The 22,365-nt window shown below is 64.6% G+C and carries 20 protein-coding genes; 8 read left to right on the top strand and 12 right to left on the bottom strand.

Annotated elements, in window-relative coordinates:
• Positions 1-21: 21 nt before the first annotated feature.
• On the top strand, positions 22-1,662 hold the full coding sequence (gene groL, locus C7G41_RS22355) for a chaperonin GroEL (RefSeq protein WP_085351091.1): 1,641 nt from the start codon (positions 22-24) through the stop codon (positions 1,660-1,662).
• A gap of 237 nt (positions 1,663-1,899) precedes the next feature.
• On the opposite strand, the gene lepB is transcribed toward groL, so the two are convergent.
• Positions 1,900-2,646 carry a signal peptidase I gene (gene lepB, locus C7G41_RS22350; protein ID WP_106944547.1) on the bottom strand — a complete coding sequence of 249 codons (747 nt, stop codon included), beginning with the start codon at positions 2,644-2,646 and terminating at the stop codon, positions 1,900-1,902.
• A gap of 108 nt (positions 2,647-2,754) precedes the next feature.
• A complete protein-coding gene (locus tag C7G41_RS22345; protein ID WP_106944671.1) occupies positions 2,755-3,588 on the bottom strand; it encodes a LysR family transcriptional regulator in 834 nt (277 codons plus the stop codon).
• A gap of 131 nt (positions 3,589-3,719) precedes the next feature.
• On the opposite strand from C7G41_RS22345, the gene C7G41_RS22340 reads away from it, so the two are divergent.
• The 3 genes from C7G41_RS22340 to C7G41_RS22330 all read left to right on the top strand — a co-directional run bounded on the left by C7G41_RS22340 (position 3,720) and on the right by C7G41_RS22330 (position 6,429).
• Positions 3,720-4,313, top strand: coding sequence for a cysteine hydrolase family protein (locus C7G41_RS22340; RefSeq protein WP_106944546.1), 594 nt, complete (start codon positions 3,720-3,722; stop codon positions 4,311-4,313).
• A gap of 13 nt (positions 4,314-4,326) precedes the next feature.
• Positions 4,327-4,965, top strand: a complete 639-nt coding sequence (locus tag C7G41_RS22335; RefSeq protein WP_106944545.1) for a glutathione S-transferase N-terminal domain-containing protein — start codon at positions 4,327-4,329, stop codon at positions 4,963-4,965.
• A 111-nt stretch (positions 4,966-5,076) separates the two neighbouring features.
• Complete coding sequence (locus tag C7G41_RS22330; protein ID WP_106944544.1) at positions 5,077-6,429, top strand: caspase family protein; 1,353 nt, start codon at positions 5,077-5,079, stop codon at positions 6,427-6,429.
• An 18-nt stretch (positions 6,430-6,447) separates the two neighbouring features.
• On the opposite strand, the gene C7G41_RS22325 is transcribed toward C7G41_RS22330, so the two are convergent.
• The 7 genes from C7G41_RS22325 to C7G41_RS22295 form a co-directional block, all read right to left on the bottom strand.
• A complete protein-coding gene (locus C7G41_RS22325) occupies positions 6,448-7,884 on the bottom strand; it encodes an NAD-dependent succinate-semialdehyde dehydrogenase (protein ID WP_106944543.1) in 1,437 nt (478 codons plus the stop codon).
• 12 nt (positions 7,885-7,896) lie between these two features.
• Complete coding sequence (locus C7G41_RS22320; protein ID WP_106944542.1) at positions 7,897-8,556, bottom strand: ATP-binding cassette domain-containing protein; 660 nt, start codon at positions 8,554-8,556, stop codon at positions 7,897-7,899.
• Complete coding sequence (locus tag C7G41_RS22315; protein ID WP_106944541.1) at positions 8,557-9,258, bottom strand: ABC transporter ATP-binding protein; 702 nt, start codon at positions 9,256-9,258, stop codon at positions 8,557-8,559. It abuts the gene before it with no gap.
• Positions 9,255-9,998 carry an ABC transporter ATP-binding protein gene (locus C7G41_RS22310; protein WP_106944540.1) on the bottom strand — a complete coding sequence of 248 codons (744 nt, stop codon included), beginning with the start codon at positions 9,996-9,998 and terminating at the stop codon, positions 9,255-9,257. The genes C7G41_RS22315 and C7G41_RS22310 overlap by 4 nt, the downstream gene beginning before the upstream one ends.
• The gene (locus tag C7G41_RS22305; protein WP_106944539.1) at positions 9,995-11,038 is read right to left on the bottom strand and encodes a branched-chain amino acid ABC transporter permease; all 1,044 of its coding nucleotides are present in this window, start codon (positions 11,036-11,038) and stop codon (positions 9,995-9,997) included. Before C7G41_RS22305 ends, C7G41_RS22310 begins: the two co-directional genes overlap by 4 nt.
• A gap of 5 nt (positions 11,039-11,043) precedes the next feature.
• On the bottom strand, positions 11,044-11,964 hold the full coding sequence (locus tag C7G41_RS22300) for a branched-chain amino acid ABC transporter permease (RefSeq protein WP_106944538.1): 921 nt from the start codon (positions 11,962-11,964) through the stop codon (positions 11,044-11,046).
• Positions 11,965-12,069: 105 nt separating this feature from the next.
• Positions 12,070-13,314: an ABC transporter substrate-binding protein gene (locus C7G41_RS22295; RefSeq protein WP_106944537.1), complete on the bottom strand. Its 1,245-nt coding sequence runs from the start codon at positions 13,312-13,314 to the stop codon at positions 12,070-12,072.
• Between the two features lie 183 nt (positions 13,315-13,497).
• Between C7G41_RS22295 and C7G41_RS22290 the strand changes: the two genes are divergently transcribed.
• Positions 13,498-14,331: a MurR/RpiR family transcriptional regulator gene (locus tag C7G41_RS22290; protein ID WP_106944536.1), complete on the top strand. Its 834-nt coding sequence runs from the start codon at positions 13,498-13,500 to the stop codon at positions 14,329-14,331.
• A gap of 22 nt (positions 14,332-14,353) precedes the next feature.
• Entirely contained in the window at positions 14,354-15,178 is an 825-nt protein-coding gene (locus C7G41_RS22285; RefSeq protein ID WP_106944535.1) for an SDR family NAD(P)-dependent oxidoreductase, read from the top strand.
• 74 nt (positions 15,179-15,252) lie between these two features.
• Here C7G41_RS22285 and C7G41_RS22280 read toward each other — a convergent pair whose 3' ends face one another.
• A complete protein-coding gene (locus C7G41_RS22280) occupies positions 15,253-16,326 on the bottom strand; it encodes a DUF2778 domain-containing protein (protein WP_199198538.1) in 1,074 nt (357 codons plus the stop codon).
• A gap of 647 nt (positions 16,327-16,973) precedes the next feature.
• On the opposite strand from C7G41_RS22280, the gene C7G41_RS22275 reads away from it, so the two are divergent.
• The gene (locus tag C7G41_RS22275) at positions 16,974-17,498 is read left to right on the top strand and encodes a FecR domain-containing protein (protein WP_199198537.1); all 525 of its coding nucleotides are present in this window, start codon (positions 16,974-16,976) and stop codon (positions 17,496-17,498) included.
• A gap of 118 nt (positions 17,499-17,616) precedes the next feature.
• Positions 17,617-19,506, top strand: a complete 1,890-nt coding sequence (locus C7G41_RS22270; protein WP_106944532.1) for a CHASE2 domain-containing protein — start codon at positions 17,617-17,619, stop codon at positions 19,504-19,506.
• A 24-nt stretch (positions 19,507-19,530) separates the two neighbouring features.
• Here C7G41_RS22270 and C7G41_RS22265 read toward each other — a convergent pair whose 3' ends face one another.
• Positions 19,531-21,033 (bottom strand): glycosyltransferase family 39 protein, encoded by a 1,503-nt coding sequence (locus C7G41_RS22265; protein WP_106944531.1) that lies wholly within the window; start codon positions 21,031-21,033, stop codon positions 19,531-19,533.
• 6 nt (positions 21,034-21,039) lie between these two features.
• Positions 21,040-22,173 carry a glycosyltransferase family 2 protein gene (locus C7G41_RS22260; protein WP_106944530.1) on the bottom strand — a complete coding sequence of 378 codons (1,134 nt, stop codon included), beginning with the start codon at positions 22,171-22,173 and terminating at the stop codon, positions 21,040-21,042.
• Positions 22,174-22,365 lie beyond the last annotated feature (192 nt).

The following is a 22,365-nucleotide window of genomic DNA, read 5'->3' as shown; positions in this document are numbered from 1 at the left end:
ACACCTAAGGAAAAAATCCAGATGGCAGCAAAAGAAGTTAAATTCTCCGTCGATGCGCGCGACAAGATGCTTCGCGGCGTCGACATTCTCGCCAACGCGGTGAAGGTCACGCTCGGTCCGAAGGGCCGCAACGTCGTGCTCGACAAGTCGTTCGGCGCTCCCCGCATCACCAAGGACGGCGTCACCGTCGCCAAGGAGATCGAGCTCGAGGACAAGTTCGAGAACATGGGCGCGCAGATGGTGCGCGAAGTCGCTTCGAAGTCCGCTGACGCGGCCGGCGACGGCACCACCACCGCCACCGTGCTGGCCCAGGCGATCGTGCGCGAAGGCGCCAAGTCGGTTGCCGCCGGCATGAACCCGATGGACCTCAAGCGCGGTATCGACCTCGCGGTCGAAGCCGTCGTTGCGGACCTCGTCAAGAACTCCAAGAAGGTCACCTCGAACGACGAGATCGCCCAGGTCGGCACCATCTCGGCCAACGGTGACGCGGAGATCGGCAAGTTCCTCGCCGACGCCATGAAGAAGGTCGGCAACGAGGGTGTCATCACCGTCGAGGAAGCCAAGTCGCTCGAGACCGAGCTCGACGTCGTCGAGGGCATGCAGTTCGACCGCGGCTACATCTCGCCCTACTTCGTCACCAACGCCGACAAGATGCGCGTTGAGATGGACGACGCCTACATCCTGATCAACGAGAAGAAGCTCTCCTCGCTGAACGAGCTGCTGCCGCTGCTCGAGGCCGTGGTGCAGACCGGCAAGCCGCTGGTCATCGTCGCCGAGGACGTCGAAGGCGAAGCGCTTGCGACCCTGGTCGTGAACCGTCTCCGTGGCGGCCTGAAGGTTGCGGCCGTCAAGGCTCCGGGCTTCGGCGATCGCCGCAAGGCCATGCTGCAGGACATCGCGATCCTGACCGGCGGCCAGGCGATCTCGGAAGATCTCGGCATCAAGCTCGAGAACGTGACGCTCAACATGCTCGGTCGCGCCAAGAAGGTGATGATCGACAAGGAGAACACCACGATCGTCAACGGCGCCGGCAAGAAGGCCGACATCGAAGCGCGCGTGTCGCAGATCAAGGCGCAGATCGAGGAAACCACCTCGGACTACGACCGTGAGAAGCTCCAGGAGCGTCTTGCCAAGCTCGCAGGCGGCGTCGCGGTGATCCGCGTCGGCGGCGCGACCGAGGTCGAGGTGAAGGAGCGCAAGGATCGCGTTGATGACGCGATGCATGCGACCCGCGCGGCAGTGGAAGAAGGCATCGTCCCGGGCGGCGGCGTCGCTCTGCTCCGTGCCTCCGAGCAGCTCAAGGGCCTGCGCACCAAGAACGACGACCAGAAGACCGGCGTCGAGATCGTGCGCAAGGCGCTCTCCGCGCCGGCTCGCCAGATCGCGATCAACGCCGGTGAAGACGGCTCCGTGATCGTCGGCAAGGTCCTCGAGAACAAGTCGTACGCCTACGGCTTCGACTCCCAGACCGGCGAATATGTCGACCTCGTCAAGAAGGGCATCATCGACCCGACCAAGGTGGTCCGTACCGCGATCCAGAACGCAGCCTCGGTTGCGGCCCTGCTGATCACCACGGAAGCCATGGTCGCCGAGCTGCCCAAGAAGGGTGGCTCCGGCCCCGCGATGCCCCCGGGCGGCGGCATGGGCGGCATGGACTTCTAAGTCCAGCCATTCCGGCAAACGACAGAATGCGAAACCCCGGCAGCGATGCCGGGGTTTTTGTTTTTGAATCGCTTCGCGCCCCCCACGAGCACCGCCCGTAGCCCGGATGGAGCGGAAGCGAAATCCGAGGCACCGTATCCGGCGCGAGCAATTCTCCTGGATTACGCTGCGCTCCATCCAGGCTACGAACTCGCGTCATGCAGGCGCCGCGCACTGCCTCCGGAATGACAGTGGGCCTCACCACACCTTCCCCAGCCGCTCCATGTGTGGCTCGCCGTGCTGGTCGAGCGACCAGAATATCCGCGTCACCCTGCCGACCAGATTGTCCATCGGCACGAATCCGATCGACGACATCACGCGGCTGTCGCTCGAGTTGTCTCTGTTATCACCGAGCACGAAGAAATGGCCCGGCGGCACGGTGTAGACGTCGGTGTTGTCGTAGTAGCCGTTGTCGACGCAGTCCTGCGTCACGTAGGAGGCGCCGTTCGGCAGCGTCTCGCGCCAGCGCTTGGCTTTCGCACCGTCATCCACGCCGCAGGTGGAGCCGGCAACCACCGGCTTCAGGGCAACGCGTGTCACCGGGCGGTCGTTGAGGATGAGTTGGCCCTGCCGCATCTGGATGCGATCACCGGGCAGCCCGACGACGCGCTTGACATAGTCGACCGAGGTATCCTTTGGCGTCCGGAACACGACGACGTCGCCATGCTCGGGCACGGCGGCCCGGACACGTCCAGAGATCCATGACGGCGCGAATGGAAAGGAATAGCGGCCATAGCCATAGGCATATTTTGCGGCAAAGACGTAGTCGCCGACGACCAGCGTTGGCGTCATCGAGCCGGACGGGATGTTGAACGGCTGAAACAAGAAGATGCGAAACAGGAACGGCGGCGACCACAGCACCGGGATCAGAAGGATGAGGATGACGATCGCCTTCCATTCCCGCGATTTGACTTGCGGGCGGATGGTTTCCTGAAGAGTGGTCATGTGCCTGCCCTGATCAAGCCCGTGGTCGTCGCGAGATTACGCAACCCTCGCGCGCACGCAATCCCATAACTTGGTCGCGCCGCGTGCGGATCGCGTTCACGCCCGCAATCAGCCGCGCGCGAGATCGCTGAAGCAGCGGCGGATCCATTCGATGGTGAGCCGCGTCGCCGGATCGCGCTTGAGATGGTTCTGCACCAGCAGCCAGACGTCGCGGCGCCCAGGCAGCAGCGTGGCGCGCAGGCGGCGATCGCCGAGCAAGTCCGCGCAGACATGCTCCGGCAACACGCCAGCGGCCCGATGCGCGCGGATCAGGTTACGGATGACGCGAACGTTGTCGGTAACGCAGCGCGCCTGGGCTTGCTTCATACGCAGGAATTGCATTTCGGGAATGGCACCGAGTTCGTCCGGATAGGCGCACAGCACCGGCTCACCTTCGGTCGTGACAGGCTCGAAATAATAGAGCTTGACGTCACCAAGCCTGGAGATCGCGAAGTCGCCCTTGTCGGGCTTGCGCAGCCGGATCGCGAGATCGGCTTCCCAGCGCGAGAACTTGACGTTCTCGCTCGAGGTGAGGAACTGCAGCGTCAGGCCGGGATTGGCGCGCAGGAAGTCGCTCGCGCGCTGCGACAGAACCTCCTCGGCGACCGTGTTGGTGGAGGCGATACGCAGGCGTCCCACCGGGCCTGCGAGACTCTCGCCGACGCGACCGATCTCGGCGGCATGTGCAGCCATCGCCTCGACATGCGCCAGCACCGCCTCGCAACTCCGCGTCGGCCGGCGCTGGCCGTCCACCGCATCGAACAGCGGCACGCCGAGATCGCGCTGGATGCGTGCGAGCCTGCGGCCGACGGTGGTCTCGTCGATGCGCAGCCGTGCGCTGGCGCCGGCATAGGTGCCCTCGTCCCTGACCGCGGCGATGATGCGCAGATCGTCCCAGTTCATGGCGATGAGCCTAGCAGGCGCGACCGGCTCCTGCAAATTTGCAGCCATAAGCTGCAATAGTCCTGCACATTGGCAGGCCGCGGCCGCGCTAGTGTCGCGCCATCCGATATTTCCAGGAAGGCCCGATCCGCATGACTGCCCCGAAAACCCTGCTTGAATTGTCCGGCGCCGATCTCACTCCGCCCAGGCTCGCCGATTCCTGCCTCGTGCTGATCGACATCCAGAACGAATATTGCGCCGGACCGCTCGCCTTGCCGGATGCGGTGCCCGCGATCGCCGCCGGCGCGCGTCTGCTCGCCCGCGCGAGGACGAGCGGCGCTGCGATCTTCCATATCGCGCACAAGGGACGTGCCGGCAGCCTGTTCGACCGCGAGGCCGCGCGCGGCGCGATCGTCAGCAACCTGGCGCCGCTCGCCAGCGAAGCCGTGATCGAAAAGGCGCTGCCGAACGCTTTTGCCGGCACCGACCTGCAGGTCCGGCTGGCCGCAACCGGACGCACGAACATCGTGCTGGCCGGTTTCATGACCCATATGTGCATCAGCTCGACCGCCCGCGCCGCGCTCGATCTCGGCCTGCGCACGACGATCGCAGCCGATGCCTGCGCCACACGCGATCTTCCCGACGGCCGCGGCGGAGCGCTCTCCGCAAGGACCATCCACGAAGTCGCCTTGGCTGAATTGTCGGACCGGTTTGCGATCATCGCGCAAACCGAGGCGCTGACCTGAAGGAGCGTGGGCGATGCTGCAACTCTATTTCTCCCCGATGGCCTGCTCGCTTGCGAGCCGCATCGCGCTGATGGAAGCGGGCCTCGATGCGCGCTATCATCCGGTCCATCTCCGGACCAAGCAGGTCGTGGACGACGACAGCGACTTTCGCGCAATTTCGCCGAAGGGCGCGGTGCCTGTCCTGGTGCTGGAGAATGGCCAACGGCTGACCGAAAGCGCGGCGGTGCTGCAATACATCGCCGATATGAAGCCTGAGGCAGGCCTTGCACCCGCGTTCGGAGATCCCGACCGCTACCGCCTGCAGGAATGGCTCAGCTTCGTCGGGACCGAGATCCACAAGGCGTTCCTGTTTCCGACCTTCTGGTACGAGGACGACGCCTCTCTCGCCAAGCCGCGTGCAAGGATAGCGCAGACATTGTCGATGCCTGCCACGCATCTGGCGGACCGCGAATTCCTCGTCGGCAACAGCTTCACCGTCGCGGATGCCCACCTCACCTGGGCTTTGCTGCTGCTCCGTCCGGCAGGCGTCGACATCGCGCAATGGCCATCGTTGTCGGCCTATCTCGCGCGCATGCAGGCGCGACCCACCGTGCGGGACGCGATTGTGACCGAAATGGCCGTGCGCAAGACGATGGCGACGAGCCCGGCGTGACAGGATGTCACGGCCGCGAAATCTGAGCGTTTTCTCGAGCAGGGCATTGATGTCGGCGCGGCATCCGCTAATCTGGAGGGATATTTTTCGACATTTCCTTGGAAGGCATTCATGCGTGCTCTTTCCAGATTTTGCCCGGCCGGACTTTGCCTCGCCCTCCTCGCCTGCTGGCTTTCCCTTGCGCCGGCATCGGCGGAAACCCGCGTCGCGCTGGTGATCGGCAATGGCGCCTATGCCAGTACGGCGAAGCTTCCCAATCCGTCTCACGATGCCGAAGACGTCGCCGCCTCGCTCAAGCGCAGCGGCTTCGAGGTGCTCCAGGGCATCGACCTGCGCCAGGCCGACATGCAGGACCTGACCATCCGCTTCGCGCGCGCCGCGAGCAAAGCCGACGTCGCCATGTTCTACTACAGCGGCCATGCGATGCAGTACAACGGCGTGAACTATCTGATGCCTGTCGACGCCGTGCTGAGCGACGAAGCCGATTTGAAGCGCTTCGTGCGGGTCGACGACATCGTGAACGATCTGCAGCAGGCCAAGAACCTGCGCATCCTCATCCTCGATTCCTGCCGCGACAATCCGCTGGCCGACATGCTGAAGCGCTCTGCGACGCGCGCTGCCTCGATCGGGCGGGGCTTGTCGAAAGTCGAAGCACCACGCGGCACGATCGTGTCGTTCTCAACCCAGTCCGGGCAAACCGCGGCCGATGGCAGCGGCCGCAACAGCCCCTATACGACAGCGTTCCTGAAGCACATCGAGGAGCCGCAGGAGATCGGCGAGGTCTTTCGCGACATCAGCAGCGACGTCTATGATTCCAGCGGCAAGACCCAGCTCCCGGAACTGTCGCTGTCGATCATCGGCAAGTTCTATCTGAACGGGCCGGTGTCGGTCACGGTGGCGCCAGCGGCGCCGCAAGCCGCACCCCGGGCTGACCCTTGCGCAGCCGCAGAGGCGCACTGGAAGGCTGCGGACGGCATCGGCACGCTTGGTGCTTACGAGGACCATCTCACGAGATTTCCGAATTGCATCTTCGCCACGCTTGCCAAGGCGCGGATTGAGGGCCTGAAGCAGAAGGTGGCGCTCGCGCCTTCGGGCAACGGCCGGACTAGCGGCAGCAAGGATTATGACGGCAATTGGGACGTGACCTTGAACTGCCTGGCCACCGGCAAGGCGCAGGGCTTCACCAGGCCTCTGGTCGCTACCGTCACGAACGGCGTTTTTCATGCCGAGGCGCAGGGCCCCGGCAACAACATCAACCGGCTCGAGATCGACGGCCAGATTCCGGCGGACGGCAAGACGACATTGAGCGCGCGCGGCACGACGGGCGCGAGCACGTACACGCTGAATAATCTCGCGCCCGGCTCGCCCTACGCCTTTACGGTGGATGCGCAGTTCGATCGCACCCGCGGCACCGGCAAGCGCAACGAGGCGCGTGCCTGCAATCTGGTTTTCGTCAAACGCTAGCTGAGCATCCCTTTCCGGTCACACGCCGGTCTGGCTGATGAACTTGGTGTTGAAATACCCCTCCATCGCCTCGGTGCCGCCCTCCGAGCCGTAGCCGGAATCCTTGATGCCGCCGAACGGCACTTCGGGCAGCGCGAGACCAAAACTGTTGATCGACATCATGCCGGCTTCGACCGCCGAACCGATCGCGGCCGCCGTCTTGGCCGAACTGGTGAAGGCATAGGACGCTAGCCCAAAAGGCAGCCGGTTGGCCTCCTCGACCACCTCGTCGAACGACGAGAATCGCGAAATCAGCGCGAGCGGGCCGAACGGTTCCTCGTTCATGGCGCGCGCATCCTTCGGCACGTCGCTCACCACGGTCGGCTCGAAGAAATGGCCCTTGTTGCCGACGCGTTTGCCGCCGGTCTCGAGCTTTGCGCCTTTGCCGACGGCATCCTGCACCATGCCTTCGATGGCGGTGACGCGGCGCGGATTGGCGAGCGAGCCCATCTTGGAGTCGGGATCGAGGCCGTTGCCGACCTTGAATGTCTTGGCGCTGTCGACAAAGGTGTCGACGAATTCACGGAACACGTCATCCTGCACCAGCATCCGCGTCGGCGAGATGCAAACCTGCCCGGCATTGCGATATTTTGCTGCCGCCAGAATCTTCGCGGCCGATGTGACGTCGGCGTCCTTGAAGACGATCGCCGGCGCATGTCCGCCGAGCTCCATGGTGGCGCGCTTCATGTGCAGGCCAGCGAGCGCATTGAGCTGCTTGCCGACATGGGTCGAGCCCGTGAACGAGATCTTGCGGATCACCGGATGCGGAATGAGATATTCGGAGATCTCGGCAGGAACTCCGTAGACCAGGTTGATGACGCCATCGGGCACGCCGGCGTCCGCAAACGCGCGGATCAGCTGTGCGGGCGAGGCTGGTGTCTCCTCCGGGGCCTTGACGATGATCGAGCAGCCGGCGCCGAGTGCGGCGGAGAGCTTGCGCACGACCTGATTGATCGGAAAATTCCAGGGCGTGAACGCCGCGACGGGGCCGACCGGCTCCTTGATCGCGAGCTGGTAAATGCCTGGCCCCCGCGCGGGGATCAGCCGGCCATAGGCGCGCTTGGCTTCCTCCGCAAACCACTCGATCACATCGGCGGCGGCCATCGCCTCCATTTTGGCCTCGCCAAGAGTCTTGCCCTGCTCCATCGTGAGCAGCGGCGCGATCTCGTCATTGCGCTCGCGCATGATCGCGGCGGCCTTCCGCATGATCCGGCAGCGCTCGAAAGGGGCAACGTTCCGCCAGATCTTGAAGCCGGCACTTGCTGCGGCCAGCGCCTCGTCGAGGTCGGACCGTCCGGCATGGGCGACGGTGCCGATCACCTCTTCGGTCGCGGGATTGCGCACCTCGATCACCTTGCCCGAATGGGCCGGTCGCCATTTTCCGGCAATGAAAAGTTGGGTGTTCGAATAGGCCAATGGTTTCTCCTTTTAGGTCGAGCTGTGAACGGCGCCGTGACAAATCGCGTCCGCCGCCTTGGTCATTTCCGGCCCGAGATAAGAGCGACAGCGTGGATCTGCGACGAGCGCGCCGAAATTCGCCACGGCCGTCACGCCGCCGCCGGCCACGAACAGGAACCGCCCGGCGATCTCGGCAAGAATGTCGAGGTGCCAGGCCGCCGTCGGATGCATGCAGAGCACGACCAGCCGGCCCTCGTCGCGCAGCTTGCGGAAGAAATCGAGCATGAAGCCGATATAGCCATCCTGCAGGTTGAACTGCGGTTCGTCGAACAGGTGAACCAGCGGCGTCCGCGTCGGCGACGGCGCCAGGAAGGCGGATGGAATGCGCTTGCGGAAGCGCCGGACCTGATACGACTGGTGATAGTGGATCGCGAGCCGGTCGCGCTCCCGGTATTTGACGCCATGGATATCGGTGCCCGCGACCAGCACGCGCCCCGAGGTCGGTGCGTTCGAGCCCGTCATCATCTCGAACAAGGTCGTCTTGCCGGCGCCATTCGGGCCGACGACACCGACGATATCAGGTTCGTCCAGCGACAGGTTTGCCTGTAGCGTGAATGTCGGGCGGCGGATCACGCGGCCCCTTGTATAGACCTTCCGAACGTCGTCGAGAACGAGCAGCGGTGCGGCCACTTATTGTACTCCCAGCAAGCGCTGACGAAGCCCGCGATCAGCGCGCAAGGCCGCGGCCTCCCCGGTCCAGACGATACGGCCGCGGTCGATCACCGCGGCATGGTCTGCGACTGACAGCGCGATCTCGGCGTTCTGCTCCACGACCAGCGAGGCAATGCCCTCGTCCTTCATGCGCAAGATCGTGGCGAGCACGTCGCCGACGATTTTCGGCGCCAGTCCCTGGCTCGGCTCGTCGAACAGCACCAGTCCCGGCGAACCGACCAGCGCGCGGGCGATCGCCACCATCTGCATTTCGCCGCCCGAGAGGTTTTCGCAGTCGCGCTCCATGAGATATTCGAGCGGCGAGAAGATCGCGGCGGCCTCCTTGACGCTCCAGTGGCGAAAGCGCGTGCGCTTTTGCGCGATCGACAGGTTGCGCGCGACCGTCAATGTCGGGCACAGCCGGCGGTCGTCGGGCACCCAGCCGATGCCCGCGCGCGCAATCTCGTGGGTCGGATCGCGCGTGACATCGTGGCCGTCGAAACAAACCGAGCCGCGGCGCGGTCGCGTCAGCCCGAGAATCGAGCGGAGCATGGTTGTCTTGCCGGCGCCATTGGGGCCGAGCAACGCAAACACCTTGGCGTGCTCGATCGCGAGCGAGGCGCCGAACAGCGCCTGGGTCTCGCCGTAGAAGGTATCGACCGCGTCTACTTCGAGGATCATGCGAACTTTCCGAGATTGGAGCGCCGCACCCATTCGTTCTGCTGCAGTTCGTGTGGCGTTCCGCGCGCCACTACCTGGCCCCAATGGATGACCGAGATGCGGTCAGCCAACGAGAACAAGAACTCCATATCGTGCTCGATGGCGACGATGGTCAGCCGCCCCTTCAGGCGTGCAATCAGGGCTGCGAGCCGCTGCACGCCATCGGAGCCGAGGCCGGAAGTCGGCTCGTCCAGGCACAGCACGCGGGGCGCCTGCGCCAGGGCGACCGCGATCTCCAGCGCGCGCCGGTCGCCATAGGACAGGTCCTTGGCGCGGATGTCGCCCTTGTCGGCAAGCCCGACTGCCGCCAGCGCCTCGGAGGACTTCGCGGCAAACCGGCTATCGCCTGCCGCTGCGCGCGCGACATCGTGGCTGCGGGCGCGAAACTCGGGCAAGCCCATCATGACGTTGTCAAGCGCGGAAAATTCGTCGAACAGTGTCATGATCTGAAACGAGCGGGCGATGCCCTTGGCGGCGATGCGGTGCGGGCTAAGGCCCGTGACATCCTCGCCGGCGAGCAGGACTCGGCCCCGGTTCGGCTTCACCCGGCCGGTGAGGACATTGAAGAATGTGGTCTTGCCGGCGCCGTTCGGACCCATCACACCGTGAAACTCGCCCTCCGCGACCGCGAGATCGACGCTTTCCAGCACGACGCGATCGCCGAAGCGGACATGAACGGCTGCAGCTTCGATCATGTTCATCGCCCGCTCCCGAACAGCAGCCGCATCGCCGACGTGCCACGCTGCCGTAACGCGCCGAGTGAATGCTGCTGCACGGCAGCGGATATCGCGCCAGCAATGCCTTCGGGGCGAAACAGCACGATCGCGATGAACAGCAGGCCAAAATAGAGCATCCAGGCATTGGTCAGCGCGCCGATCACGTCGCGGGCGGTGAGGAAGAGAAACACGCCGATCACCGGTCCCCAGAAGCTGACGAGCCCGCCGCCGACGAGCGTCATCATCACGACGTAGCCGGATTGATGCAGGCTCATGACGTCAGGGAATGCGGCGAGCTGCGCCATGGCGAACAATCCGCCGGCAAGGCCCGAGACGGCAGCCGACAGCGCAAAGACCGCGACCTTGTAGAGCCACACATTATAGCCGAGATGGCTTGCACGAACCTCGCTTTGCCTGATCGCAGCGACCACGCGGCCATAGGGAGAGTGCACCAGCCGCCACAATGCAGCGGTACCGACCGCAAAGACGGCGAGCACGAAATAGTAGAACGCGACATTGTCGGTGAGATCGAAGGACACCAGCCCGAAATCGGCCGGCAACCGTTTGATCTTGAGAAGTCCGTCTTCGCCGCCGGTGATCCGGTGCGATTTGATCGCCAGTGTCCAGAAGATCTGGCCGAAGGCAATCGTCATGAAGGCATAATAGATGCCGCGCCTGTGCGAGATGAACAGCGCCACCAGCACGCCGGCGAGGCCCGCCACCGCGGCCGCCGCAATCAGACATATCCAGAGATTTGCAACGATTTCGAGCTGACAGAGACCGAACGCATAGGCGCCGATGCCGAAATAGGCACCATGACCGAACGACGGAAGTCCGGCGGTGCCCAGCACCAGGTTGAACGCGAGCGCATAGAGCGACCAGATCAGGATCTCGATTCCGAGATAGGGATAGAGCCCGATCCGCGTGATCCAGAGCGGCACCGTTGCAAGCACGAGCCAGAGCACCAGCATCGTCGGCGTCACGAGGCGCGCGGCGTCCGGTGAAGTTTTTGATCCCACAATCATTCCCTTTAGGCCTCGAGCACGCTCTTCTTGCCCCACAGGCCACGCGCGCGGAACGTCACGACGGCAACGAGCAAGATGTACATCGACAACAGCGACCATTCGGACGCGTAGGCGCCGGCGAGACCGACACACAGCCCGACCATGAGACCCGCCACGACCGCACCCCAAAAGCTGCCGACGCCCCCGAGCACGATCACCAGGAACGCAGGAATGACGGCATCGACGCCCATATGCGGGCGAATGCCCCAGATCGGCGCGACGATGATGCCCGCGATCGCGGCCAGCATCGTGCCGAACACGAAGACTAGGAGCCGCAATCGTGACAGGTTGATACCGAGGGCGCGCACGATCTCGCTGTCATGCGCGCCGGCCTTGACCGTCGCGCCGAACGAGGTCTTTTCGATCAACAGCCAGACCAGGCCGATGACCCCGGCGGCGATGCCCGCTGCGTAGAAGCGATAGGTCGACCAGATCAGGTCGCCGAACGGGAAGCCCCCATTGATGGCGGACGGCACCTGCAGCACGTAATCGCGCGTGCCCCAGACCAGGCGGATCATCTCCTCGATCACCATCGCGGCGCCGAATGTCAGGAGCAGCCCGTACAGCGGATCCTTGCCATAAGTGCGCCGCATGCAGAGCTCGATCAGCATGCCGACCAGACTCACGATCACGGGCGCGATGATTAACGTGGCGGCATAGCGCCAGCCCAGCGGCAGCGCGAGCCACGCTTTCGCAAGTTCTATCGGCAATGGCGGGCGCGGCCCCGTGAGCTGCATGGCGATATAAGCCCCGAGCGCGAACAGCGAGCCGTGCGCGAGATTGATCTGCTCCATCAGCCCGACGATGAGCATGAAGCCGAGTGCGATCAGCGCGAACAACAGGCCGAGCGTCAGGCCGTTCAGGAGATGCGGAAGAAGGTCGAACAAGGTTTGGGCTCTCGCAACTGGCATGTCTCACCCGGGACGCCGATGGTCCCGGGCGCGCGGCGCACGAGATGCGCGCCGCTCGTTCTGCGGCGTGACACGCCGTCTCTAGGAGTCGACGGTCGGCACCTGCTCGTAGGGCGTGAGCTTGCACTTGCCGGGTGCCGCGTCGTCGGCGGCGGATTTCGGCTCCGTCCAGCTGATGATCTCGAACAGATCGGTATTGTCGGCCGGCTTGGCATTGCGCCGCGCCAGATAGATCGTCTGCTGCATCTGGTGCGTCATCGGATCCATGTAGGCGTCGAAATGCTGCATGCGATCGGTCGCCGACACCTTCAGGTTCTCGAGCTCCTTGATGATCTTGACGTTGTTGGTCGAGCCTGCCCGCTCGATCGCGCGGAGCAGTTCGCGCGTGGACATATAGCCGTTGTAGGAGACGTTGCCCGGCACCGGGATCGGGCCGTCCTTGTTGGCGGCCTGCCACTTCTTGACGAATTCGGCGACCCCGGGCAGCGGCAGCTTGTGATACCACGTCGTTCCGAACACGCCGAACAGGCTGTCGGGCGCGCCCCACACATCGGGCCAGTCCTGCTGGTTGTTGATCCAGGCCGGCTTGCCGTCGAGCTTGAGCTGCGCCACCTGCTCGCGCAGTGCCTTGATGTCGTCGCCACCAACCGCGGTCGCCACAACATCGGGTTTTGCTTGTTGGATCTTCAGCAGATAGGCGGTAAAGTCACGCGTGTTCTGCGGCACCAGCAGATTGTCGATGATCTTGCCACCAGCGCCTTCGACCTGCGTCCTGGTCGCGGCAGACGTCGTGTGACCCCAGACATAGTCGTTGGTCAGCAGCATCCAGTTCTTGCCGATGGAATCGACCGCGTTCTTGACCGACGCCTTAGAAAAATTGGTGCCGTTGCCGTCCCAGACGAATTTCACGCGTGAGCAGTTCTCCCCGGCTTCGCTCGGCGCGGAGGAATTGGTGTTCATGTAGATCACACCGTATTTGCTGGCGACCTGCGTGATGGCGTTGGCGACGCCCGAATGCAGCGCGCCGATGAGGATGGTGCAGTCCTCACGGGTGATGAAACGTTCGGCGACGCGGCTGCCGGTAGCTGGCGTCGTCTCGGTGTCCGCCGTGATGAAAGTGACTTGGCGCCCGAGTACGCCACCTTTGGCGTTGATCTCGTCGATCGCCATCTTTATGCCGCGGAAATCATCCTGGCCGCTGTTGCCGTATTGACCGCTGGCATCGCAGGTCAGCCCAAGCTTGATCGGTTTCGCGCCTTGCGCCCAGGCATGATTCTGCCGCCACGGGCCGAAGAAGCTGCCGGTGCCGCCGATGACACTCGCCATCAAGCTGCCCTTCAGAACGCTTCGCCGTGAGATCTGACGCCCTCTCATCGTGTCCTCCCGTTTTCGAAGTCTTTTGCTTTTTTGTGAGATTAGAATATTCATTCCATCTACTATGTAAAGTAGAATATTTGATCCAAACCGTGAAATGCCGTTAAACAGGCGACCGATCCGGAGATCGACTCGATGAACAAGGCGGCTGGCGCCATGAGTTATGACGAACTGCGCGGCGCGATTGCGCAGCGGCATCGGGCGTTGTCCGGCCGGCTGCAACAGATCGCGGAGTTCGTGCTCGACCATCCGACCGATGTCGCGCTCGGCACCGTGGCGGAGGTGGCGCAGCGCTCAGGGGTCCCGCCGTCGGCGATCGTTCGCTTCGCGCATGCGCTCGGGTTCGGCGGTTTCACCGAGATGCAGCAGGTATTCCGCTCACGCCTCGTTGCCGGCGTCGCGCCAAGCTACAAGGCGCGTCTCGCCCGCATGAAGAGCCAGGAGAAGTCAGTGCTCGGCCGCCAGCCGGCCGCGGTCTTGTCGCGCTTCGTCTCGGAAGCCCAATCGGCACTGGTCACGCTGAGCCAGTCCGTGCATGCGCGCGAACTCGACGCTGCAACCGCGATCCTTGCCAAGGCGCGCGACATCTATCTGCTCGGCCTCGGCGGCTCGTTTCCAGTTGCGATTCATTTGGCCTACGTACTGCGCAAGCTGGGACGGCGTGTCGTCCTGCTCGACGGCACCGGCGGCAGCATCCATGAGCAGTCGCATGCCGCGACCACGGAGGACGCGCTGGTCGCGATCAGCTTCCGGAATTACTATCCGGATACGGCGCGGCTGTTTCCTGAACTCGTCGCGCGGGGCGTACCCACGATTTCCATCACCGACAGCCTCTTGAGCCCGATCGTCGAGGGCGCGAGCGTCGTGTTCGAGATCCAGGATATGCCTGAGCCTGCGTTGCGCACGCTTGTCGCACCGATGTGCCTCGTGCAGGCGTTGGCGATCGGCCTCGATCTCGCAGCCGACTGACATTCATAACAGGAACAAGATCATGACATCGCATGACACCAACAAGATTCTGGCAGGCAAAGTTGCGCTGGTGACCGGCGCGGGGCGCGGGCTCGGCCGCGCGTTTGCAGAGAAGCTTGCCGCGCTCGGCGCTGACGTCGCCATCCACGGCATGCGCGAGAACGGGCCGGCCGAATATGGCGAGGGCACCACCCTCACCGCGGTCGCCGCCGAGATCGGCCGGGAATTCGGCGTTCGCAGCCAGCGCGTGCTCGGCGATCTCACCAAGGGCGAGGACATCGCTCGCGTCATCGCGGAGACCGAAGCGGCACTCGGCCCGATCGACATTCTCGTGCACAATGCCGGGGGCGATATCGCGGCCGGCGGCGGCAAGCCCGATCCGAACGATGCGGTGAACATCAAGGAGGCCGATGTGCGCGCGGTGCTGGAGCGCAATCTGCTCTCCACCATCCTGACATGCCAGGCGGTCGCGCGCGGCATGATGGAGCGAAGACGCGGCCGCATCGTCACGCTTGGCTCGGTCGCGGCTTTCAAGGGGCGTACCCAGGGCTCGATCTATGCGGTGTCGAAGGCCGGCGTGACCCATTACACGCGATGCTTGGCCGACCAGCTCCGCCCCTACGATATCGCCGTCAACTGCATCGCGCCCGGAGATACCCGTACCGGCCGCTTCCTCGGGACACGCGCGGTGGACCCCGACAGAATGGTCGAGACAGGCACGCTCGACCGAATCGCAACCGTCGACGAGGTCGCGCGCGTCGTCGAATTCTTCGCCGGTCCCATGGGCGCGTTCGTTTCCGGCCAGGTGCTGCGGATCGACGGCGGCGGGCAGTGCTGGCCGGGCTAGAAAGCACCCGTGAAGCGGAAAAAGAAAAGGGCCGCTGCAAGCGGCCCTTTTGCGTGATCTCGAATTGACTGGGCCTACTCCACCCGCGCCAGCACCGCGAGCCTACGGATGCCCTTGTTGCGGTAGGCGTCGAGGAACGCGTAATAGTCCTTAAACGACACGCAGCCGTTGGAGTCGCCATTCGGCCCGAGCATGAAGGTGTGCGCGAGCAGGCCGTCGCGGCCGTAGATCGCGCTCTCGCCGCCGATCGGGGTCAGGCGCAGCGCCGGAACGCCGTGGAACAGCGCTTCGCGCGGCTTCAGGTCGTAGATGTGCGGCGGCGTCACGCCACGCATGCGGATGCGCGAGGAACGGGGATCGTCGAGATTAGAGCCGAGGCCGGAATGTGCCTCGAGCTTGGTGCCGTCAGGCAGATACACCGTCTTCGCGCTGATGTCGTAAACCGCGGTGGAGCGGTCGTAGGGCGCCGAGCCGCCGAGCATGGGATTCTGCTCCTTCGGCGCGATGGAAGCGGTGACGCTGGCGTCGGCCGAGGCATAGGCGAGCAGCCCGCCGGACGGCTCGCGCTTGCCCCAAAGCTTTTCCACCATCGACTGCCGCGGCCCGGTGACCGACATCACCGCGGCCTTGGCGCGATCGGCGAAGGATTTTGGCTTCGCCTCAGGCGCCGGCACGATCTCGGCCGGATCTGCCGAGGCAAGTTGCACCGGCGCGTCGGCGCCGCGCTTGGACTTCGCAGCGTCAGCAATCTTGGCGGGACCTGGCTTCAGGACTTCCGCGACCCTTGCCATCACGCTCGGCTTCGGCGCGTCCTTGGCTTCGGCGACCTTGGTTGCGGGCGCGGCGCCCGCCGCATTCGATGTCACGCCTTGGGTCGCAGCCGCAGCAAAGCGATCGTTGAACATCTCGCGCGAGATCGGCGCTGCCACCTGCAACCGGTCGGGCAAGAGCGCAAAGGCTTCCTTGACGGCCTCACCGGCCTCCCGCAGCGCGACCCTGGGCGCGCGCTTGATCACGGGCTCGTCGTAGCCGCTGCTGCCGACGGTCGGATAGACGCTGGCGGCAAAGATGTTGCTGTAGATGGTCCAGCCGGCGCCAAGCACGACGCAGCCGATCACGGCGGCGCCAAGCACGTTTTGCGTGGTCATTTTCCGGGAAGGCTTCCGATAAGAATTGCTCGAGAACCCTTTGGACTTCCGTGCCGCGATACCTTGCGCAGCGATACTCGTACTCATTCGCCTTGCGTCCAGAACGGTGTCACTCAGTCCCCCTTCGAAGCGCCGCTGGTCACGATCCGGCAACAGCATCTCGCAGAGGGTCGGAGCGTCATTAAGGCCACTTTTAGTTAAATGCGGATTAAGTTCGGGCGGATGTAGGGCAAGTCGCTAACGCTGTGCCATTTCGAGAAAAAGCCCGCAGGATTACGGACTTAGGCGAAGCTGTTAACCATAATTCTCGGCCGGTTCAGCACCGTCGGCGGACGTCTCCGGGCGCATCTCTAAACGCACCAACCAAGTCGTTTTCGTGGTCTTCAATACCCGGACGTTAACGGGGAAGCATTGCGTGAGGCTGGTGCGCAATAGCCCGCTTCCACCTCTCGTGGCACGCCACTCACGCACCGCACGGGGCGCCCGCGCGGCACGGCGCCCTGACCGAAAGTTGATCGCGGCAGTCTGGAAAAGGCCGCGGCGAGGAAATAGCTGCGAGACCGGCACTTTTCAGCAGCCTCTGCGTGTGATACGGTACCGTATCGACATCGCATTGAACTGTGCCGAGCACGCAAACGGAGGCTGGCATGAGAGAGTTCGCGCGCGCAGGGCTTTTCGCTCTGGCGGGGTCGTTTCTGTTGATCGGACATGCGATTGCCCAGCCTGCTGCCAATGTTGGCTGCACGGCGGCGCCGTCTGCTGCCGGCACGCAGACCTGGCGCTGCGACAACGGCATCACGATCGTTGCCGAAAGCGGTGCCAGATTTGAACTTAAGGACGCCAACCGCGACGGACATATAGACTCCGTGGAGTTGAGCAGCAAAGCGCTGCTGGTCGAGGTGCCCAGGAAGCCCGGCGGCACCCCCTTCAAGGTGCTGACGCCGCAGGCGATTGCCGCGGTGCGCGGCACGAAATGGGCGGTCGATGTCGCGGAGGCCAAGACATCCGTGTTCGTCGCCGACGGCCGCGTCGGCGTGAGCCGCAGGAGCGGCGGACGCCGCGTGGTACTAGGCCGCGGCGAAGGCGTCGACGTGGAAGCGACAGGCCCGTTGACGGTCAAGACATGGGGCCAGCCGCGCGTCGACGCATTGATGGCAAGACTTGGTCAATAAGACTTGGTCAATAGGGCCAGGTCACGAGACCAGGTCAACAAGACCAGGCCAATAAGTTCGGGTCACCGGGGCTCGGCCAACAGCATTTGGACGACAGAGAAAATTGCAACACGACCACATGAGCAGCCGACGCGTTCAGATCCTGGTGGCACTGGTCCTCACCGCACTGTGGGGCGCGGGCATCTATGCCGGCCACGCCAACGGTCACCTTCGCTTTCTCGATCGCCTCGAGGCGACGCTGACGGATTGGCGGACGCAAGTCCGCGGCGTGCAGGTTCCGCCCGATCTCGTCACCATCGTCGCGATCGACGACACCGTCGTGAAGCGCGGCGGCAGCTATCCGCTGCCGCGCGCCGATCTTGCCCGCGTGGTCGACACCATCGTGCAGTTCAAGCCGAAGGTCGTCGCGATCGACCTGCTGCTGGTCGACCGCAGCGCTGCGATCGGCGACGCCACGTTGGCAAATACGCTGGCTACGGGTCCCATGGTCCTTGCCGCCGCGGCGATCTTCCCGTCCGCCAGCGAGACCGTGGAAACCAGCGGCCAAGGCCCCCTCGCCGCCCTGCCGCAGGCCGAGCGCTTCCTGCTGCCCTTGCCGGCGTTCGCCGATCATGCCGAGGTCGGCGTCGTCAACGTTGCGACCGGACAATCGGGCTCGCCGCTCTCGGTGCCGATGCTGTTCCGGACCAGCGACAAGGTCGAGCTGTCCTTCCCGTTGCGGGTCGCGGCGCGCGCGCTCGACAAGTCGCTGACGATCGCGCCGGACCATCTGATGCTCGGCGACCGCGCGGTGCCCACCGATACCGACTTCGCGTTGCCGGTCACCTATTACGGCCCACGCCGGACCATCCGCACCGTCAGCGCGCAAAGCATCTTTGACGGCACGCTTAATCGCGCGGCGATCGAGAACCGGATCGTCGTGATCGGCGCCTCGGTCGCCGGCGGCGGTGATTTCTACCCGACGCCGTTCGATTCCCTGATGCCCGGCGTCGAAGTGGTCTCCACCGCGATCACCCATCTGGTCGCCGGCGACAGCATCGTGCGCGACCGCAAGGTCCATATCGCCGACGCGCTCATCGCGATCCTGTTGCCGATGCTGCTGGTGGGCCTGCTCGCCTGGCGGCGCAGCGCGCTCGGCATCGTCGCTGCGGCCGCGGTCATGTTCGCCTGGGCCGGCTTCAATCTATTCGCGTTCACGCATGGTGTCTGGCTGAACGCCGCGACTACGCTCGCCGCAGCAGTACCGCCGGTTGCGGTCTTTGCCGGCGTGCAATTGTGGGCGGGAGGCCGCCGCACGCAATATTTCGCGGCCAAGAGCCGGTCGCTCGCGCAATTCCAGGCGCCGGCCGTGCAGGAGTGGCTCGCGCGCGATCCGAATTTCCTCTCGAAACCCGTCCGGCAGGACGCAGCCGTGGTCTTCATCGACCTCTCCGGCTTCACGGCGTTGAGCGAGCGGATCGATCCGGGCGAACTCCAGGACATTCTGAGGGCGTTTCACGCGTTGATCGAGAAGACCGCGGTCGATTGCGCCGGCATGATCAGCGGCTTTCTCGGCGACGGCGCCATGATCCTGTTCGGCCTGCCCGGCGCAATGCCCGACGACCCCGCACGCGCGCTGAAATGCGCGATCGACCTGCACCGCGGCGTCGAACGCTGGATCGCGTCGTTGCCGCCTGCGATCAGGGATCAGCTCGGCTTCAAGATCGGCGCGCATTTCGGTCCGATCGTCGCCTCGCGCCTCGGCGAAAGCCATCAGCACATCACGGCGACGGGCGACACCGTCAACGTCGCGAGCCGGTTGATGGAGGTTGCCGTCCAGAACGGCGCACAGCTCGCACTCAGCGATACGCTGCTGGATGCGGCCGACTTCCAGGGCGCTCCCGACGGCATTCTGTCAGGCCCCCTGCTCACGCAGGTCCGCGGCCGCTCCGGCGTCGTGACCGTCTGGTTCTGGCGCGACCAGGACGGGCCGAACCAGGCCACGACCAAGGCCGAGATGGTCGACTAAACCTTCATCGACGTTCTGACGGAACTATCGCGCCTCCGGCGGTGGCGAGCGGTCCAGCACGTCGCCCTTGGCGCCTTCGAGCAGATCGATGCCGTAGGTCTCGATCACGAGCGGGCCGCGCTTACGCTGCAACTGCGCGACCTGCGTCACCTTCGCAAAGAGATCGTGGACGGCGGGATGGCCGTCAGGGCGCAGCTCGTCGACATAGATCAGCTTGCCCGCAAGCAGCTTTGGATCGGGCTCGGGCATGCTGGCCCAGCGGATGCGCTGGTTCTGCTGCGCCACGCAGCTGCCGCGCGGCAGATAGAAGGCGAGCCAGCCTGTCGTGCCGTAGTCCGGCGCAAGCACGCAGGTCGCGCCATTGCGGACGCGCACCGCTTCGATTTCGGCAGCGAGCTCGCGCCAGCCGACGCCGACGCTGCGCACGGTCGCATCGCGGCGATAACCGGACAGCCAGCCGGTATTGGCCTGCACGATCAGCGCGGAAAACATCACGATGCCGGTGGGTGCGGCCCAGCGCAGGCAGAAATCCACCAGGCGGCGCTGGCGCGGCTTCCACTGCACCAGATTGGCGGCGGCGGCCGCGGCGACGATGAAAGGCGGGTAGACCGGCGCGAACCAGTTGGCCTCGACGCGGGCATGCAGCGAATGCCAGACGAAATAGACGACAATGGTCCAGAACATCGTCTCGATCAGCACGCGCGAGGCCAGCGCGCCGGCCCGGCGCCAGGTCAGCGCGTGCAACCCCATCGCGCCGAGAATGAACACCGGCGGGGTTGCGAACGCGATCTGGGTCGGGATCAGCTCGGAAATGAAGACCGGGCGGAAATCCTCGATCCTGGCGCGCCCGAGCTGCTTTGCGAACGAGACCCATTGATGATCGGCATTCCAGAGGATCACCGGCGAGAACAGCGCAAGCGCCACGAAACCGCCGAGATACGGCCAGGGCGAGAGAAACCAGTGCCGCAGTTTCGGCACGGCAGCGAGCCAGATCAGGATCGCCAGCCCGAAGAACATCGCGGTGTATTTCGACAGGAGCGCCGCGCCGACGGCTGCGCCGACCGCGAGCCACCAGGCGCCGCGGCCGCTCTCCAGCACCTTGGCGAGAAAGAACAGCACGAAGCTGGAGGCAACCAGGAGCGGGGCATCGGGCGTGACGATCAGCGTGCCGACCGAGGCCAGCAGCGTCACGTTGAGCAGGATGGCGCTGGTCGCCGCCACCCGCGCGCCACCGATCAGGATCGCGGCGGAGCGATAGATCGCATAACTCATCGGCAGCGCGAGCAGGATCGAGACCAGGCGGACGCCGAGTTCGGTGTCGCCCGCGATCAGGGTGCCGGCGCGGATGACGTAGGCAACCATCGGCGGATGGTCATAATATCCCCCGGCGAGGTTCCGCGACCACATCCAGTAATAAGCTTCGTCGAAGGTGATCGGCGTGAAGGCGGCCGCAACGAGCCGCAAGCCGACCAGCGCAAGGATCACCAGCGCCGTATTGCGGACGATCCGCGCGTCAGACCCGCCCATCGTGAGCTATTTCTTGCGCCAGACGAACAGTCCGGACATCGCGTAGTTCCACACCACACCCATCAGTGCCCCGGCCGCACCCGCAAGCCACCAGATCGGCTCCTGGTCGTAGACCGAGAAGGCGACGCCGACATTGGCGAGCAGGCCGACGCTGCACACGATGTAGAACGCGATCAGGCCGCGCAGCAGCGCAAAGCCCTTCAGTCGCTGGTCGCGATAGGTGAGAAAGTTGTTGAGGACGAAATTGCTGGTCATCGCGACGATGGCACCGGAGGCCTGCGCTTCCGCGAACGGCTCCTTGAACAGCTCGAGCGATATGAACAGGGTGGTGAGATGCACCACGAGGCCGATCCCGCCAACCATCGCGAACAGCAGGAAGCGCAGCGAGACAGCATCGTTGGTGAACTTCGCCAGCACCAGGCCGAGAAAATCCAGCGCGACCATGGAATCGAGCTTGCTTTCGCCGTGCTGGCGCTCACCGAACGTGTAAGGAATTTCGATGGCGCGCAAGGTGCCGTTCGCGCTCGCGACGAGGTCGAGCAGGATCTTGAAGCCGTGCACGGAAAGTTTCGGCGCGAGCTGCTCGAAGCGGTCGCGGCGAACCATGAAGAAGCCGCTCATGGGATCGGCGATCTCGACCCGCAGCATCTTCCTAGCGACCTCGGTCGCCAGCGCACTGGCGCCGGCGCGCTGCTTGTTGAAGCCTTCGCTCTTGTAGCCCTCGATGTAGCGGCTACCGACCACGAGCTCGGCCTGCCCGCTCGCGAGCAGCGACAGCATCTTCGGCAGCTGCGTCTCGTCGTGCTGAAGGTCGGCGTCGATCACGGCCGCATAGGGCGCGCTGGAGGCCAGGATGCCCTCGATGCAGGCCCCCGACAGGCCGCGGCGGCCGATGCGGCGGACACAGCGCACGCGGCTGTCGCGCTGGGCCAGCGCGCGCACCACGTCCCAGGTGCCATCAGGCGAATTATCGTCGACGAACACGACTTCCCAGGCGATGCCGGCCAGCGCGGCCTCCAGCCGCCGGTACAGCACCGTGACGTTGTCGCGTTCGTTGAAGGTCGGGACGACGACCGACAATTCCGGCGCCGGCGAAGCCGCCTGTTGGGTATCGGAGCCCGGTCTGATCGCTTCATTCATGACGGCAGCGTATATCCGCCGCGTCCTGTGCTGCCAAGAACTTGTGCTGGCAAGAACTTGTGCTGGCAAGAACTTGTGCTGACAAGAACTTGCGCCAGCAAGCCGGGGGTTCTCTGGGGAGCGGCCCAAAAGGGGCCCAAAAATGCCAACGACCCCGGAACGGCGGACCGCGCGTACATCCGGCGCAGCCTG

It is taken from the genome of Bradyrhizobium sp. MOS002 (assembly GCF_003020115.1).
Taxonomy (GTDB): domain Bacteria; phylum Pseudomonadota; class Alphaproteobacteria; order Rhizobiales; family Xanthobacteraceae; genus Bradyrhizobium.
This window is presented reverse-complemented; position numbering and strand designations above follow the sequence as displayed.

Coding starts and splice junctions, on each gene's coding strand:
- groL (WP_085351091.1), top strand. CDS start 22: ATGGCAGCAAAAGAAGTTAAATTCTCCGTCGATGCGCGCGACAAGATG.
- lepB (WP_106944547.1), bottom strand. CDS start 2,646: ATGACCACTCTTCAGGAAACCATCCGCCCGCAAGTCAAATCGCGGGAA.
- C7G41_RS22345 (WP_106944671.1), bottom strand. CDS start 3,588: ATGAACTGGGACGATCTGCGCATCATCGCCGCGGTCAGGGACGAGGGC.
- C7G41_RS22340 (WP_106944546.1), top strand. CDS start 3,720: ATGACTGCCCCGAAAACCCTGCTTGAATTGTCCGGCGCCGATCTCACT.
- C7G41_RS22335 (WP_106944545.1), top strand. CDS start 4,327: ATGCTGCAACTCTATTTCTCCCCGATGGCCTGCTCGCTTGCGAGCCGC.
- C7G41_RS22330 (WP_106944544.1), top strand. CDS start 5,077: ATGCGTGCTCTTTCCAGATTTTGCCCGGCCGGACTTTGCCTCGCCCTC.
- C7G41_RS22315 (WP_106944541.1), bottom strand. CDS start 9,258: ATGATCCTCGAAGTAGACGCGGTCGATACCTTCTACGGCGAGACCCAG.
- C7G41_RS22310 (WP_106944540.1), bottom strand. CDS start 9,998: ATGAACATGATCGAAGCTGCAGCCGTTCATGTCCGCTTCGGCGATCGC.
- C7G41_RS22305 (WP_106944539.1), bottom strand. CDS start 11,038: ATGATTGTGGGATCAAAAACTTCACCGGACGCCGCGCGCCTCGTGACG.
- C7G41_RS22295 (WP_106944537.1), bottom strand. CDS start 13,314: ATGGCGAGTGTCATCGGCGGCACCGGCAGCTTCTTCGGCCCGTGGCGG.
- C7G41_RS22290 (WP_106944536.1), top strand. CDS start 13,498: ATGAACAAGGCGGCTGGCGCCATGAGTTATGACGAACTGCGCGGCGCG.
- C7G41_RS22285 (WP_106944535.1), top strand. CDS start 14,354: ATGACATCGCATGACACCAACAAGATTCTGGCAGGCAAAGTTGCGCTG.
- C7G41_RS22280 (WP_199198538.1), bottom strand. CDS start 16,326: ATGACCACGCAAAACGTGCTTGGCGCCGCCGTGATCGGCTGCGTCGTG.
- C7G41_RS22275 (WP_199198537.1), top strand. CDS start 16,974: ATGAGAGAGTTCGCGCGCGCAGGGCTTTTCGCTCTGGCGGGGTCGTTT.
- C7G41_RS22270 (WP_106944532.1), top strand. CDS start 17,617: ATGAGCAGCCGACGCGTTCAGATCCTGGTGGCACTGGTCCTCACCGCA.
- C7G41_RS22265 (WP_106944531.1), bottom strand. CDS start 21,033: ATGGGCGGGTCTGACGCGCGGATCGTCCGCAATACGGCGCTGGTGATC.
- C7G41_RS22260 (WP_106944530.1), bottom strand. CDS start 22,173: ATGAATGAAGCGATCAGACCGGGCTCCGATACCCAACAGGCGGCTTCG.